The organism is Tatumella sp. UBA2305, assembly GCF_002345795.1.
Taxonomy (GTDB): Bacteria; Pseudomonadota; Gammaproteobacteria; order Enterobacterales; family Enterobacteriaceae; genus Tatumella; species Tatumella morbirosei.
Map to the genome: position 1 here is coordinate 204,897 of NZ_DDVT01000021.1, position 14,917 is coordinate 219,813.

At 50.3% G+C, this 14,917-nt stretch carries 13 protein-coding genes and 2 tRNA genes; 2 read left to right on the forward strand and 13 right to left on the reverse strand.

The window, feature by feature from the left end:
- Positions 1 to 27: 27 nt before the first annotated feature.
- The 12 genes from truB to rlmE form a co-directional block, all read right to left on the reverse strand.
- A complete protein-coding gene (gene truB, locus B3Z23_RS14835) occupies positions 28 to 969 on the reverse strand; it encodes a tRNA pseudouridine(55) synthase TruB (protein ID WP_294911535.1) in 942 nt (313 codons plus the stop codon).
- Positions 969 to 1,373 (reverse strand): 30S ribosome-binding factor RbfA, encoded by a 405-nt coding sequence (gene rbfA / locus B3Z23_RS14840; protein ID WP_294911537.1) that lies wholly within the window; start codon positions 1,371 to 1,373, stop codon positions 969 to 971. The genes truB and rbfA overlap by 1 nt, the downstream gene beginning before the upstream one ends.
- Positions 1,374 to 1,439: 66 nt before the next feature.
- A complete protein-coding gene (gene infB / locus B3Z23_RS14845) occupies positions 1,440 to 4,136 on the reverse strand; it encodes a translation initiation factor IF-2 (protein WP_294911538.1) in 2,697 nt (898 codons plus the stop codon).
- Positions 4,137 to 4,154: 18 nt separating this feature from the next.
- Positions 4,155 to 5,660: a transcription termination factor NusA gene (nusA, locus tag B3Z23_RS14850; protein WP_294911540.1), complete on the reverse strand. Its 1,506-nt coding sequence runs from the start codon at positions 5,658 to 5,660 to the stop codon at positions 4,155 to 4,157.
- 24 nt (positions 5,661 to 5,684) lie between these two features.
- Positions 5,685 to 6,137: a ribosome maturation factor RimP gene (gene rimP / locus B3Z23_RS14855; protein WP_038016969.1), complete on the reverse strand. Its 453-nt coding sequence runs from the start codon at positions 6,135 to 6,137 to the stop codon at positions 5,685 to 5,687.
- Between the two features lie 203 nt (positions 6,138 to 6,340).
- Positions 6,341 to 6,417: transfer RNA gene (locus B3Z23_RS14860), tRNA-Met, on the reverse strand.
- A 57-nt stretch (positions 6,418 to 6,474) separates the two neighbouring features.
- Positions 6,475 to 6,561 (reverse strand) — tRNA-Leu (locus tag B3Z23_RS14865).
- A 51-nt stretch (positions 6,562 to 6,612) separates the two neighbouring features.
- Positions 6,613 to 6,948 (reverse strand): preprotein translocase subunit SecG, encoded by a 336-nt coding sequence (gene secG, locus B3Z23_RS14870; protein ID WP_294911542.1) that lies wholly within the window; start codon positions 6,946 to 6,948, stop codon positions 6,613 to 6,615.
- A 258-nt stretch (positions 6,949 to 7,206) separates the two neighbouring features.
- The gene (gene glmM / locus B3Z23_RS14875; RefSeq protein ID WP_038016925.1) at positions 7,207 to 8,541 is read right to left on the reverse strand and encodes a phosphoglucosamine mutase; all 1,335 of its coding nucleotides are present in this window, start codon (positions 8,539 to 8,541) and stop codon (positions 7,207 to 7,209) included.
- A 4-nt stretch (positions 8,542 to 8,545) separates the two neighbouring features.
- Positions 8,546 to 9,379 (reverse strand): dihydropteroate synthase, encoded by an 834-nt coding sequence (gene folP, locus B3Z23_RS14880; protein ID WP_294911544.1) that lies wholly within the window; start codon positions 9,377 to 9,379, stop codon positions 8,546 to 8,548.
- A gap of 78 nt (positions 9,380 to 9,457) precedes the next feature.
- The gene (ftsH, locus tag B3Z23_RS14885) at positions 9,458 to 11,401 is read right to left on the reverse strand and encodes an ATP-dependent zinc metalloprotease FtsH (protein WP_038016920.1); all 1,944 of its coding nucleotides are present in this window, start codon (positions 11,399 to 11,401) and stop codon (positions 9,458 to 9,460) included.
- A 55-nt stretch (positions 11,402 to 11,456) separates the two neighbouring features.
- On the reverse strand, positions 11,457 to 12,086 hold the full coding sequence (gene rlmE, locus B3Z23_RS14890) for a 23S rRNA (uridine(2552)-2'-O)-methyltransferase RlmE (protein WP_038016918.1): 630 nt from the start codon (positions 12,084 to 12,086) through the stop codon (positions 11,457 to 11,459).
- Positions 12,087 to 12,211: 125 nt separating this feature from the next.
- On the opposite strand from rlmE, the gene yhbY reads away from it, so the two are divergent.
- A complete protein-coding gene (yhbY, locus tag B3Z23_RS14895) occupies positions 12,212 to 12,505 on the forward strand; it encodes a ribosome assembly RNA-binding protein YhbY (protein ID WP_038016916.1) in 294 nt (97 codons plus the stop codon).
- A 220-nt stretch (positions 12,506 to 12,725) separates the two neighbouring features.
- Here the strand turns inward: yhbY and greA are convergent, their stop codons facing one another.
- Positions 12,726 to 13,202 (reverse strand): transcription elongation factor GreA, encoded by a 477-nt coding sequence (gene greA / locus B3Z23_RS14900; RefSeq protein WP_294911548.1) that lies wholly within the window; start codon positions 13,200 to 13,202, stop codon positions 12,726 to 12,728.
- A gap of 244 nt (positions 13,203 to 13,446) precedes the next feature.
- Here greA and dacB point away from each other — a divergent pair, with 244 nt between their 5' ends.
- Positions 13,447 to 14,883, forward strand: coding sequence for a serine-type D-Ala-D-Ala carboxypeptidase (gene dacB, locus B3Z23_RS14905; RefSeq protein ID WP_294911549.1), 1,437 nt, complete (start codon positions 13,447 to 13,449; stop codon positions 14,881 to 14,883).
- Positions 14,884 to 14,917 lie beyond the last annotated feature (34 nt).

The following is a 14,917-nucleotide window of genomic DNA, read 5'->3' on the forward strand; positions in this document are numbered from 1 at the left end:
TCTGCGGCAAGCATGAGTGCAATTAACTCAGTCGAAATATTCAACGACCAGCCGGCGGGGTGCCACACGCCCCTGGTCGTCAATCTCGGCCATACCAATAAATTTGCCGTGCTCACCTTCACTGACCCGAACCAGGCCATCGGCCGGTGCACCGGCAATCTGTACCGGCTGTCCGAGTTTAAACCAGTGGCTCACTGACTCCGGCAAATTGACCAGCGGATAGGCTTCAGCCGGACTGTCCATCGGCATCAGTAATGCATCCAGGCGCTCTGCCGGATATCCGCCCTGTTCATCCGGCTCTGCCAATGCCTGTAGCTGCTCCAGCGTGACCATTCTGTCCGTCGGATAACCCGCCACCTGCACACGCCGTAACATAGTCACATGTGCTCCGCAGCCCAGCTTTTCACCCAGATCATCAATAATGGTCCGGATATAGGTTCCTTTAGAACAGTGAATCTCCAGCTCCAGCTCATCACCTTCATGCCGGATAAACAGCAATTCATAAACCGTTATTGGCCGTGGCTCACGCTCAATGGTAATTCCCTGGCGGGCATACTCATACAGCGGCCGCCCCTGATGTTTCAGTGCTGAAAACATCGAAGGCACCTGCAGGGTCTCCCCGCGAAAACTGTTCAGTGCCTGTTGCAATATGTCAGGGGTGAAAACAACCGGTCGTTCCTGCACCACATTACCATCAGCATCGGAAGTGTCGGTACGCTGCCCCAGACGGGCAATCACGCGGTAACGCTTATCAGAATCGAGCAGGTAACGGGAAAATTTGGTCGCTTCACCGAGGCAGACAGGCAGCATACCGGTCGCCAGCGGGTCCAGCGCTCCGGTATGTCCGGCTCTGTTAGCGTTATAAATACGTTTTACTTTTTGCAGCAGATCATTGGAGGATATCCCGGTAGGTTTATCCAGCAACAGAACGCCATGGATATCACGGCCACGGCGACGGGGACGTCCCATTACTCCTCCCCGTGTTCTTCAGGGGTATCACCGCGACGTTCATTATCCTGTTTAACAACACGGCTGACCAGGTTTGACATGCGCATCCCTTCCACCAGTGAGTTGTCATAGAAGAATGTCAGTTCCGGTACAATACGCAGACGCATTGCTTTCCCAAGCAGGGTCCGGATAAATCCGGAGGCATCCTGTAAGGCTTTGATCCCGCCTTTAACGGCATCTTCATCTTTATCATTCAGAAACGTGACGAATACTTTGGCATAGGCAAGATCACGCGAGACTTCCACGCTCGATACCGTCACCATAAGTCCGACACGCGGATCTTTGATTTCACGCTGAATAATCAACGCAATTTCTTTTTGCAGTTCCTGAGCAACGCGCTGGGAACGGCCGAATTCTTTGGCCATATTTCGGCTCCTTTCAAATAATTCGGGAGGCCAGTGGCCTCCCAAATCGTCTTAACCCGGTAACGATTAATCGATAGTACGTTTGATCTCAATAACTTCAAACACTTCGATAGAATCGCCGGCGCGAACATCATTGTAGTTCTTCACACCGATACCACATTCCATGCCGTTACGGACTTCGTTAACGTCATCTTTGAAGCGACGCAGGGATTCCAGCTCACCTTCATAGATAACCACGTTGTCACGCAGAACACGGATTGGATTATGACGTTTGACCACACCTTCGGTCACCATACAACCTGCAATGGCACCAAACTTAGGTGATTTAAACACATCACGGACTTCTGCCAGACCGATAATCTGCTGTTTGTATTCCGGTGCCAGCATGCCGCTCATGGCTGCTTTAACTTCGTCGATCAGGTTATAGATAACGGAATAGTAGCGCAGATCCAGACTCTCGGATTCGATGACCCGGCGAGCGGAAGCATCAGCACGAACGTTGAAGCCCAGTACGATAGCATTAGAAGCCGCTGCCAGCGTGGCATCCGTTTCGGTAATCCCACCGACACCTGAACCAACAATCTTCACTTTAACTTCATCGGTAGACAGTTTCAGTAACGAGTCAGCGATAGCTTCTACCGATCCCTGTACGTCTGCTTTCAGTACGATATTCAGTTCAGATACATCACCGTCGGTCATGTTCGCAAACATGTTTTCCAGTTTAGATTTCTGCTGACGAGCCAGTTTAACTTCACGGAATTTACCCTGACGATACAGAGCAACTTCACGGGCTTTCTTCTCATCACGTACCACTGTCGCTTCATCACCCGCCGCAGGAACACCTGACAGACCGAGGATTTCGACCGGAATGGATGGACCCGCTTCCTGAACATCCTGCCCCAGTTCGTTACGCATTGCACGAACACGCCCATACTCAAAACCACACAGAACGATATCGCCTTTGTTCAGAGTACCGGAACGAACCAGAACCGTCGCCACCGGACCACGGCCTTTGTCCAGGAAAGACTCGATCACGACACCACTGGCCATACCGCTGCGAACTGCGCTCAGTTCCAGAACTTCAGCCTGCAGCAGGATTGCCTGCAGCAGATCATCAACCCCGGTACCTGCTTTTGCAGAAACGTTGACGAACATATTCTCGCCGCCCCACTCTTCCGGAATAATTCCGTACTGAGTCAGCTCATTTTTCACCCGATCCGGATCAGCATCAGGCTTGTCAATTTTGTTGACGGCAACCACCACCGGTACATTCGCGGCTTTCGCATGCTGAATAGCTTCGACTGTCTGCGGCATAACACCATCATCCGCGGCAACGACCAGGATAACGATATCCGTAGCCTGAGCACCACGGGCACGCATGGCGGTAAACGCGGCGTGGCCCGGGGTATCCAGGAAGGTGATCATCCCGTTTTCAGTCTCAACGTGGTAAGCACCGATATGCTGAGTAATACCGCCGGCTTCGCCGGAAGCAATTTTCGCGGAACGAATGTAATCCAGCAAAGAAGTTTTACCGTGGTCGACGTGACCCATAATGGTCACGACAGGCGCACGTGATTCAGCTTCAGTATTTCCACCGGTATCACGGTCACTCATCACGGCTTCTTCCAGCTCGTTCTCACGACGCAGGATGACTTTATGACCCATTTCTTCGGCAACCAGCTGAGCAGTTTCCTGATCGATAACCTGGTTAATCGTTGCCATGGCACCCAGTTTCATCATGGCTTTGATGACCTGAGAACCTTTAACGGCCATTTTGTTCGCCAGTTCGGCCACAGTGACAGTTTCACCGATCACTACATCGCGGTTAACCACCTGGGCTGGCTTATTAAAGCCCTGCTGCAGGGCACTGCCCTTACGGTGTTTTCCACCTTTGCCGCCACGAATTGCTGCACGTGCTTCTTCACGGTCAGTTTTCGCTTCGGAATGTTTGTTACTTTTCTTAGCCCGCGGGCTTTTAGTAGCAGTACGCCCGCGACCACGGCCACCTTCTACCTGGCGGTCATTTTCGTCTTCAGCCTGACGCGCATGGGTGGAAGTAGTCACGTGATAGTCAGAAGCATCTTCGGCTTCAACCGGCTTCTGCCACTCGTCGCCTTTCTCTTCTGCCAGTCTGCGGGCTTCTTCCGCAATGCGTTTTGCATCAGCTTCCAGCTTGCGGCGAGCTTCTTCTTCGGTTTTACGCTTAAGTTCAGCGGCTTCCGCTTCGCGACGGGCTTTATCTGATGGCGCTGCCTGGGTCATATCGTTCTTTTGTTGATTGGTCACTGTTTTTGTTTCCGCAGCTACACGTTTGGCTTTTTCTTCTGCCTCACGCTTAGCTTTATCTTCAGCTTCACGTTTCGCTTTTTCTTCAGCAGCACGTTTGGCTTTCTCTTCTGCCTCACGGCGTGCCGTCTCTTCCGCTTCACGCTGTGCCTGCGCTTCTGCTTCTGCCTGGCGTTCAGCTTCGGCATCATCTTTCACGTAGGTACGCTTTTTGCGGACTTCAATTTGCACCGATTTACTTTTACCCCCGGTGCCAGGAATATTCAAGGTGCTACGTGTTTTGCGTTGCAAAGTGAGTTTACCTGAATCGGCATTTCCATGCTCACGATTCAGATATGACAGTAAACTTTGTTTTTCCTGTTCAGTCACAGAATCATTTTCAGACTTAGAGATCCCTGCGTCAGCCAGTTGCTGTACCAGACGATCCACAGGCGTTTCAATTTCTGCAGCCAGCGATTTTACAGTTACATCAGTCATGCTGTTCCTTCCTGTTTGTTACGCGTCACCGCCGAACCAGCAGATATTACGTGCGGCCATAATCAGCTCGCCAGCTTTCTCTGCAGAAAGCTCTTCAATATCTGTCAGGTCATCAATACCCTGTTCAGCCAAATCTTCCAGAGTACTGACGCCTTTTGCCGCCAGACGATAAGCCAGATCTTTATCCATCCCCTGCAATGCCAGTAAATCATCAGCAGGTTTCTGGTTACCCAGACTTTCTTCTTTGGCCAACGCCAGGGTGGTCAACGCATTTTTAGCTCGTTCACGCAGAGCCTCTACCATATCTTCGTCGAGCCCGTCTATTTCCAGCAGCTCATTCACCGGCACATACGCCAGTTCTTCCAGGGTAGAGAATCCTTCTTCGACCAGTGCAGTGGCGAAATCCTCGTCAATATCGAGGTATTTTGTGAACATATCGATGGCTGCATGAGCTTCTGCCTGGTGTTTCGCCTGCAGGTCATCAACCGTCATTACGTTCAGTTCCCAACCGCTCAGTTGAGAGGCTAAACGTACGTTTTGGCCATTACGGCCAATCGCCTGAGCCAGATTGCCGGCTTCAACAGCGATATCCATGGTGTGATTGTCTTCATCCACCACAATGGAGGCGACATCAGCAGGTGCCATGGCATTAATAACAAACTGTGCCGGATTATCATCCCACAGCACGATATCGATACGCTCACCGCCCAGTTCGCTGGATACGGCCTGCACACGAGCCCCGCGCATACCTACACAGGCGCCTACCGGGTCGATACGTTTGTCATTCGTTTTTACTGCGATTTTGGCACGTGAACCCGGATCACGGGCTGCGCCTTTAATTTCAATCACTTCTTCGCCGATTTCCGGCACTTCAATGCGGAACAGCTCTTTAAGCATTTCCGGTTTAGAGCGGCTGACGAACAGTTGAGCACCACGGGCTTCCGGACGCACTGCGTACAGAATTCCACGGATACGGTCACCCGGACGGAAGTTCTCCCGCGGCAGCATATCTTCACGGATAATTACCGCTTCAGCACTGGTCGCAGAGCCATCGGTCGGACGCACTTCCAGGGAAATATTGTCACGGTTAACTTTCTTAACCACACCGGTGATAATCTCACCTTCCTGCTCCCGGAACTGGTCAACGACCTGGGCACGCTCGGCTTCACGTACCTTTTGTACAATAACCTGTTTCGCCGTCTGGGTCGTAATACGGTCAAAAACAACAGATTCAATCTGGTCTTCAACATAATCGCCAGGAGTGAGGCTTTCGTCTTCGAACTGAGCGGCTTCCAGCGTAATTTCGCGGGTCGGCAGAGTCACTTCGTCAACTACCAGCCAACGACGGAAGGTATCAAAGTCACCACTTTTACGATCAATACAAACACGAACATCAATTTCCTGTTCGTATTTTTTCTTGGTTGCCGTTGCAAGCGCACTTTCCAGCGCTTCAAAAATTTTTTCGCGCGGCAGGGATTTCTCGTTAGAAACGGCTTCTACAACAGCTAAGATTTCTTTGTTCATCCTGGTTAGCCTCAATCCGGACGTTTAAAAATGGGGGACCAGATTCGCTTTCTGAATATTACTCAGCGCGAACACTTCATCATTACCCTCGACGGTCACGGTCACCATTTCACCTTCTACAGCTTTAATGATGCCCTGCCACTTACGGCGGTTTCGTACCGCAATCCGCAACACCAGACTTACCTCATCGCCGGTAAAACGCTGATAGTGTGCTGCGTTAAACAACGGTCTTTCCAGACCCGGTGATGAAACTTCAAGGTTATACGCCACCGTAATCGGATCTTCGACATCCATTACAGCGCTGACCTGGCGGCTGACATCAGCGCAATCATCAACGTTGATACCATTCTCACTGTCAATATAGATGCGCAGCGTCGAAACACGGCCGCGAACAAACTCAATACCGACCAGTTCGTAGCCAAGCGCTTCAACCGGAGCGGTAACTAATTCGGTTAATTTTTGCTCTAATGTGGACAAGCCCACCCCCAAGACATAAAAAAAGGGCATAAAGCCCAAAATCACTATTACCTGATAATAAAAAACCCCGAATATTCGGGGCTTTTTATCACTGGACCCTGTGTTTGTCGATCTGTGACAAAACACATACCAAAAGAATTTTTTTCAAAACCAGGTGAATACGGAGACCTGTTGGTATTTTGAAAAACAACTCTAAGGGAAAGTGGTTGCGGGGGCCGGATTTGAACCGACGACCTTCGGGTTATGAGCCCGACGAGCTACCAGGCTGCTCCACCCCGCGTCCGAAATCGTGGCGAATTTTACGCCGAACATGCAAAAAATGCAAGTTAAACTGAACTGGTACCGAGGACGGGACTTGAACCCGTAAGCCCTAATGGGCACTACCACCTCAAGGTAGCGTGTCTACCAATTCCACCACCTCGGTACTGCTTAAGACGACGGAGAAAACATTCGTCGAAAGTAGGATTACTGCTGTTTACTGCGGGATATCACTACCTGGTGCTACCGGTTTAGCTGGCTGTTGAGTCTGTTCAGACTTAGCAGGAGCACTCAGATTATCCCACTCACTTCCTTTGGCGGTTTTATTAGTGTTCAGGTTGCCAAGCAACAGACTAATGATAAAGAACAGCGCAGCCAGAATGCCGGTCATACGAGTCATAAAGTTACCTGACCCATTAGATCCAAACAACGTTCCTGACGCACCAGCACCAAAAGATGCACCCATATCAGCGCCTTTACCTTGCTGCAGCATCACCATAGCTACCAGGCTGACTGCTACCAGAAGGAAAATAACTAAAAGAGCTTCGTACATAATTAACCTGTTTCCTTGCACGCTACCGTACAGTTAAAACTTCACCAGGCGCCAATGGATATATCCACACCCATCAGAAGCGGGTCTGAATACTAACCAATGCCGACACGCTCTGCAAGAGCAATTTACCGGACTTTTTTCGTTTGGTGATAAAAACAGCAGACGATGACAATTATCGCCATGACTTTACCAAAAACACCCGTTTTTAGCCGGAACACAGGGAGTAGCCAGCGTTTATCCGGCGACACCCTGAGATTATCAAACCGCTTTAACCGCATCGGCAATTCGGTTAGCCAGCAATGTAACCTGCTGACGATCTTCACCTTCGACCATCACGCGAATCAAGGGTTCTGTGCCGGATTTACGTAACAAGACTCTGCCCCGCCCCGCCAGTTCTTTCTCTACTGTGTCAGTGGCCTGTTTCACAGACTCCGCTGTAAGCGGATCTTTCTCGCCGCTGAAACGCACATTCACTAATACCTGCGGTAGCAATTTCATGCCACTGCACAGATCGTGCAGGCTCATATGGTTACGAACCATAGCTGTCAGCACCTGCAAACCAGCCACAATACCGTCACCGGTGGTCGTTTTATCCAGCAGGATAACATGTCCGGAATTCTCGGCCCCCAACTGCCAGCCTTTTTCCTGCAGTTTTTCCAGGACATAACGGTCCCCCACTTTTGCTCTGGCAAACGGGATACCCAGCTGTTTAAGCGCTAACTCCAGGCCCATATTACTCATCAGGGTACCCACAACCCCGCCACGTAATTTCCCCTGACGAAGTTTCTCACGGGCCACGATATACAGAATCTGGTCTCCGTCGACCTGATTACCTTCGTGGTCGACCATCATAATCCGGTCTCCGTCACCATCGTAGGCTATACCGAGTTGTGCCTGTTCATCCAGTACCCGTTTTTGCAACAGCCGCAGGTCGGTAGCACCACACTCCTTATTGATGTTCATGCCATCGGGCTGAGCCGCGATAGTAATCACTTCAGCGCCGAGTTCACGCAGCACGTTCGGTGCAATGTGGTAAGTCGCACCATTGGCACAATCGACTACGATTTTCATACCATTAAGATTGAGCTCACTTGGAAACGTCCCTTTGCAGAATTCGATATAACGCCCGGCTGCATCGACAATCCTGCTGGCACGACCGAGTTCTGCGGAAGGTACGCAGGTGATGGTTTTTTCCATCTCCAGCTCAATCGCAGCTTCCACATCATCGGGTAATTTAGTCCCTTCGGTAGAGAAGAACTTTATACCGTTATCATCAAAAGGATTATGCGAAGCAGAAATCACGATCCCCGCTTCAGCACGGAAGGTCCGGGTAAGATAGGCGATGGCCGGCGTTGGCATTGGGCCGGTGAATGCTGCCGATAAACCTGCGGCTGCCAGTCCGGCTTCCAGCGCAGATTCCAGCATATAGCCGGAAATACGGGTATCTTTACCGATAATGATTTTTTTCGAACCGTGACGGGCCAGGACTTTTCCTGCGGCCCAGCCCAGTTTCAGGACAAAATCTGGCGTAATCGGCGCTTCTCCAACCTTGCCACGTATTCCATCGGTGCCGAAATATTTACGCTCACTCATACTGTTATCCTTTCGCTCTTAATGTGGCTTCTGCAACCCGTATTGCTTCAACGGTTTCTTTAACATCATGCACACGGAGAATTTGCGCTCCCTGCATCGCAGCAATGACAGCGCAAGCCAGGCTGCCATTCAGACGTTGTGACGGCCCGACATTTAATAACTGACCTATCATCGATTTTCTGGACATTCCAGCCAACAGCGGCAATCCGAAATGATGAAAATGGCTCAGGTTAGCCAGCAACTGGTAATTATGCGCCAGTGTTTTACCAAAACCATAGCCCGGGTCGAGTATCAGGTTCTGTTTTTGTATGCCCCCGGCAAGGCAGCGTTCAATCTGCTCAGCAAAAAAGCGGTCCACTTCGGCCACGACATCATCATAGTCAGGCGCCTGCTGCATGGTTTTTGGTTGCCCCTGCATATGCATAATGCAGACAGGTAATCCGGTTTCGGCCGCTGCCGACAGTGCACCTGGCATCTGTAATGCCCGGATATCGTTAATCAGATGAGCCCCTGCCCGTGCAGATTCGCGAATCACCTCCGGGCGGGAAGTATCCACCGAGATCCAGACTTCAAAACGGCGGGCAATTTCAGTCACCACAGGAATCACCCGATCCAGTTCTTCTTCAACACTGACATCAGTTGCCCCCGGACGGGTCGATTCTCCTCCGACATCAATGATAGTCGCGCCGGCATTGACCATTTCATTGGTGTGGGTGATTGCGTCGGTTAATGTCGCATGACTGCCACCATCCGAAAATGAATCAGGGGTGATATTCAGAATTCCCATCACATGGGGAAATGAAAGGTCAAGTTCAGAATCCCTGGCGTACAACTTCATCAGATGGTCTCCCGGCAACAAAAATCAGCAAAAAAAAACCCCGGACCAGCCGGGGTTGTATTTTAACGCAAAAACAGCTTATTTATCGAATGATTCAGACATGGTATTGCCCGGGTTCTCGGTGCGCGGTTCATCGACCGGACGCGGAGCCTGAGGAGCAGGGGTACCACTGTTGTTGTCTGAAGAAGAACCATTATTTTTGGGTTCTTCCCAGCCAGCCGGTGGACGTACTTCACGGCGGGCCATCAGATCATCAATCTGTGGTGCATCGATAGTCTCGTACTTCATTAATGCATCTTTCATGGAATGTAGGATATCCATGTTTTCATTAAGGATGGTACGGGCACGCTGATAATTGCTGTCAATCAGGTGTTTCACTTCCTGGTCGATAATACGCGCAGTCTCATCAGACATATGCTTCGCTTTGGCGACTGAACGACCCAGGAACACTTCACCATCTTCCTCAGCATACAGTAATGGTCCCAGTTTTTCTGAGAAGCCCCATTGCGTTACCATGTTACGTGCCAGGTTGGTTGCCACTTTAATATCGTTAGATGCCCCGGTAGAGACCTTCTCGGCACCATAGATAATCTCTTCTGCCAGACGACCACCGTACAGTGTAGAGATCTGACTTTCGAGTTTCTGGCGGCTGGCACTGATGGCATCTCCTTCCGGCAGGAAGAAAGTCACGCCTAATGCACGACCACGAGGAATAATAGTCACTTTATGTACCGGGTCATGTTCAGGAACCAAACGGCCGATAATGGCGTGTCCTGCTTCGTGGTATGCTGTTGACTCTTTCTGGGCTTCAGTCATCACCATTGAACGACGTTCAGCACCCATCATGATTTTGTCTTTGGCTTTTTCAAACTCAACCATTGAGACAACACGCTTGTTACCACGGGCTGCAAACAATGCCGCTTCATTGACCAGGTTCGCCAGGTCGGCCCCGGAGAAACCAGGGGTGCCACGGGCGATAATAGCAGCATCAATATCAGTCGCTAACGGAACACGGCGCATATGCACCTTTAGAATCTGCTCACGACCACGAACATCTGGCAAACCAACCACTACCTGACGGTCAAAACGGCCAGGACGCAGTAATGCAGGGTCAAGAACATCCGGACGGTTAGTCGCAGCAATAACGATAATTCCTTCGTTACCTTCAAAACCATCCATTTCAACCAGCATCTGGTTCAGTGTCTGCTCACGTTCATCGTGTCCGCCACCGAGACCGGCACCACGCTGACGACCCACCGCATCGATTTCATCGATGAAGATAATACACGGGGCCGCTTTTTTAGCCTGTTCGAACATGTCACGTACACGGGATGCACCGACACCGACAAACATTTCAACAAAGTCAGAACCGGAAATGGTAAAGAACGGAACTTTGGCTTCACCGGCAATCGCTTTCGCCAGCAATGTTTTACCAGTCCCCGGAGGACCGACCATCAGGACGCCCTTAGGAATTTTACCACCCAGTTTCTGGAAGCGACTCGGTTCACGCAGGTATTCTACCAGCTCACTCACTTCCTCTTTCGCTTCATCACAACCGGCGACATCAGCAAAAGTGGTCTTAATCTGGTCTTCAGTAAGCATACGCGCTTTGCTCTTACCAAAAGACATCGCGCCTTTGCCGCCACCGCCTTGCATCTGGCGCATAAAGAATATCCACACGCCTATCAGTAACAGCATCGGGAACCAGGAGATGAAGATAGAAGTCAACAGACTTGGTTCTTCCGGTGGCTCACCAACGACTTTTACATTTTTAGTCAGCAGATTATCGAGCAACTTGGGATCGTTGACAGGAATATAGGTCGTATATTTTCCACTGTCTTTTTTGATAACGTTAATTTCACGCCCGTTAATACGTGCCTCGCGGACCTGATCCTGGTTCACTTCCGACAGGAAAGTTGAGTAATCAACTCTCCGGCCATTCGACTCGCTGGGCCCAAAGCTCTGGAACACCGACATCAGCACTACTGCGATGACTAGCCAGAGAATCAGGTTTTTCGCCATGTCACTCAAGGGATTAACCTCATATTACAACGATGTTAACAGACAGCGTAGGGTACTATAGTTTGCGCCCAGTCGCTACAATGTACACTTCACGTGAACGTGAACGTGAAGCGTCAGGCTTCCGAATTTTCACTTTCGTAAACAGGGAGCGAATTTCCCGCAGGTATTCATCGAAGCCATCTCCCTGAAACACTTTCACTACAAAACTACCACCCGGCGCCAGAATATCCCGACACATATCCAACGCCAGTTCTATCAGATACATCGAACGTGGAATATCCACTGCCGGAGTACCACTCATATTCGGTGCCATATCAGACATGACGACCTGAACTTTATCATCACCTACACGTTCCAGTAATGCTGCTAAAACCGCCTGGTCACGAAAATCACCCTGCAGAAAGTCTACCCCTACAATAGGGTCCATCGGCAGCAGGTCGCAAGCAATAATACGCCCTTTGGAACCGATTTGTTGAACCACATATTGCGACCAGCCACCCGGAGCTGCGCCAAGGTCAACAACTGTCATGCCTGGTTTGAATAATTTGTCACCTTGCTGAATTTCATCCAGTTTAAACCAGGCGCGCGAACGCAACCCTTTTTTTTGTGCCTGCTGCACATACTTATCGCTAAAGTGTTCCTGAAGCCAGCGGCTGGAACTGGCTGAACGCTTTTTACCGGTCATAATTTTTCCAACTAATTCGTGCTTGTCGCGAGAAATCACCACGTATAAGTCGTGTTGATTTGGCGATATACCAGAGATGGCGGTAGAATGAACCGTTTTCAATCCCTGAGTAAGTAAATAATACGATGAATCTGAGTACCAAACAAAAACAGCACCTGAAAGGCCTGGCCCATCCCCTGAAGCCAGTTGTCATGTTAGGCAACAACGGCCTGACCGAAGGTGTACTGGCTGAAATCGAGAACGCGCTGGAACATCACGAACTGATCAAAGTAAAAATCGCAGGTGAAGATCGCGAAACTAAGGCTTTGATTGTTAATGCAATTATTCGTGAAACCCAGGCGTCTGAAGTTCAGGTTATTGGCAAAATACTGGTGCTGTATCGCCGCTCAAAAGAGAATAAAATTTCTCTGCCTCGCTGAATTTCTGCGCCGTACCGGTAACGGCGCCCGAAGAAATTGCCACAGCTGCGCTGTGGGTTAAAAGGCCGCACCCGCGGCCTTTTCCATTCTTTACATTTCATTCAGGCAACTTATGTTACCACGCTAAGTAAATCAATGCAGAGTTACCGCACATTTTTACTCATCCGCTGAATCACTTAACGGTAAAAGTGACATTCTGTTACTTAAGCGTAGCAAGAGATTACAGGTATTCCACCCGCAGAATCTCATATTCCACATCACCACCCGGCGTCTTGATGACCGCAACATCATCCTGTTGCTTGGAAATTAATCCGCGGGCCATCGGTGAATTTACAGAAATCAGATTTTGCTTAAAATCGGCTTCATCGTCACCCACAATCCGGTAAGTCGATTCTTCATCAGTTCCGGTGTTATAGACGGTGACGGTTGCCCCAAAAATAACCCGCCCTGTGGCCGGCATTTTAGTCACATCAATGATCTGAGCATTGGATAATTTTGCTTCAATTTCCTGAATACGCCCTTCACAAAATCCCTGCTCTTCACGGGCAGCATGATACTCCGCATTTTCTTTCAGGTCGCCATGTTCACGCGCTTCCGCGATAGAGGCGATGATGCGGGGACGCTTCACAGTTTTCAGCTCTTCAAGTTCTGTACGCAGTTTTTCAGCACCACGTAGCGTCATAGGAACCTGACTCATCTTAAACTCCTCATTATCTTATGTGTAGAAGTGTCATCCTGACTGATGACTGCAGAGAATAGCGTCCTGCAACGCATTAATTTCAGAATAAAACAAGCCTGCCCGGGGCATGTTTAACCACAGGCAAGCGTCAGTTTTTCATTTTGATACGTATTTTACCCCGGAGTTCCCTATGGGTCATCGTTTACTTTCCCCCATAAGGGGACGTAGTATTGCGGCTTCCTCCGTCACTTAGCCCGAGATTATGCGATTTTTACGACTTATATCAGGATTGACTCTCGCTTTTACTCTGCAGGCTCAGGCCGCTATCCCTGTAGAGCAATATACACAATATTTGCCAAGCGGGGCCAGTCTGGCGTTCCTGGCACAAAAAGTCGGCTCGCAGGAACCTTTGGTGGACTATAACGGTCAGCGTATGTCGTTGCCTGCCAGTACGATGAAAATTTTCACATCACTGGCCGCGCTGCTGGAACTGGGCAAAGATTTCAGGTTTCAGACCACGTTTGAAACAAAAGGTAAAATCAGTAACGGTACATTACAGGGTGACCTGGTGGCGCGATTCGACGGTGACCCGTCATTTACCCGTCAGGATTTACGGGCGATGGTGAGTAGTCTGAAAAAACAGGGGGTCACCCATATTCAGGGTAACCTGGTGATTGATACCTCAGTATTTGCCAGCCATGATGCTGCTCCGGGCTGGCCCTGGAACGATCTGACCCAGTGTTTCAGTGCTCCACCGGGGGCCGCAATTATCGACAAAAACTGTTTTTCTGTTGCCCTCTACAGTGCTGATACTCCCGGGCAAAACGCCTATATTCGTATAGCCTCCTACTATCCGGCACATATGTTCAGCGAAGTGAAGACTATCGCCCCCAATTCCGGAGAAGGCCAGTATTGTGAACTCGATGTAGTACCGGGTGAATTAAACCGCTATACCCTGACCGGGTGTTTGCGTAAACGCGCCGACCCGCTTCCGTTAGCCTTTGCTGTGCAGGATGGCGCCGCCTGGGCCGGTGAAATTCTGCGTGATGAATTGCGTCAGGCAGATATCGACTACAGTGGTCATCTGTTACGGCAAACTCAGCCGACCCCTCCGGGTACCGTACTTGCCAGCCATGATTCAGCACCGCTACATGATCTGTTGCGCCATATGCTGAAGGTGTCCGATAACATGTATGCCGATACTATTTTCCGTACCATTGGCCATCACTACTTTAACGTACCAGGCACTTACCGCGCGGGTTCTGATGCGGTCAGGAGAATTCTGAAAGAGAAAGCCGGGATTGATTTCGGGAATACGGTGCAGATGGACGGTTCCGGTCTGTCGCGCCACGACCTGGTTGCCCCCACCACCATGATGCAGGCATTGCAATACATTGGTAAAAACGACAGTACGCTGGACTTTATCAGCATGCTGCCATTATCCGGACATGACGGAACCCTGCAGTACCGGGGCGGTCTGCATGAGGCCGGGGTAGATGGTAAGTTATCGGCGAAAACCGGTTCTTTGCAGGGGGTTTATAACCTGGCAGGATTCCTGACCACCGCTAACGGCAATAAAATCGCGTTTGTGCAGTATCTCTCCGGCTACGCGGTACCGCCGCAGGACCAGCGTACCCGCCGCGCTCCGCTGGTGCGCTTTGAAAGCCGTCTGTATCGCGATCTTTACCAACAGTACTGATTCGGTAAACAAAAAGCCGCGCTCATCTCTGAGG

Coding starts and splice junctions, on each gene's coding strand:
- truB (WP_294911535.1), bottom strand. CDS start 969: ATGGGACGTCCCCGTCGCCGTGGCCGTGATATCCATGGCGTTCTGTTG.
- rbfA (WP_294911537.1), bottom strand. CDS start 1,373: ATGGCCAAAGAATTCGGCCGTTCCCAGCGCGTTGCTCAGGAACTGCAA.
- infB (WP_294911538.1), bottom strand. CDS start 4,136: ATGACTGATGTAACTGTAAAATCGCTGGCTGCAGAAATTGAAACGCCT.
- nusA (WP_294911540.1), bottom strand. CDS start 5,660: ATGAACAAAGAAATCTTAGCTGTTGTAGAAGCCGTTTCTAACGAGAAA.
- secG (WP_294911542.1), bottom strand. CDS start 6,948: ATGTACGAAGCTCTTTTAGTTATTTTCCTTCTGGTAGCAGTCAGCCTG.
- glmM (WP_038016925.1), bottom strand. CDS start 8,541: ATGAGTGAGCGTAAATATTTCGGCACCGATGGAATACGTGGCAAGGTT.
- folP (WP_294911544.1), bottom strand. CDS start 9,379: ATGAAGTTGTACGCCAGGGATTCTGAACTTGACCTTTCATTTCCCCAT.
- ftsH (WP_038016920.1), bottom strand. CDS start 11,401: ATGGCGAAAAACCTGATTCTCTGGCTAGTCATCGCAGTAGTGCTGATG.
- rlmE (WP_038016918.1), bottom strand. CDS start 12,086: ATGACCGGTAAAAAGCGTTCAGCCAGTTCCAGCCGCTGGCTTCAGGAA.
- yhbY (WP_038016916.1), top strand. CDS start 12,212: ATGAATCTGAGTACCAAACAAAAACAGCACCTGAAAGGCCTGGCCCAT.
- greA (WP_294911548.1), bottom strand. CDS start 13,202: ATGAGTCAGGTTCCTATGACGCTACGTGGTGCTGAAAAACTGCGTACA.
- dacB (WP_294911549.1), top strand. CDS start 13,447: ATGCGATTTTTACGACTTATATCAGGATTGACTCTCGCTTTTACTCTG.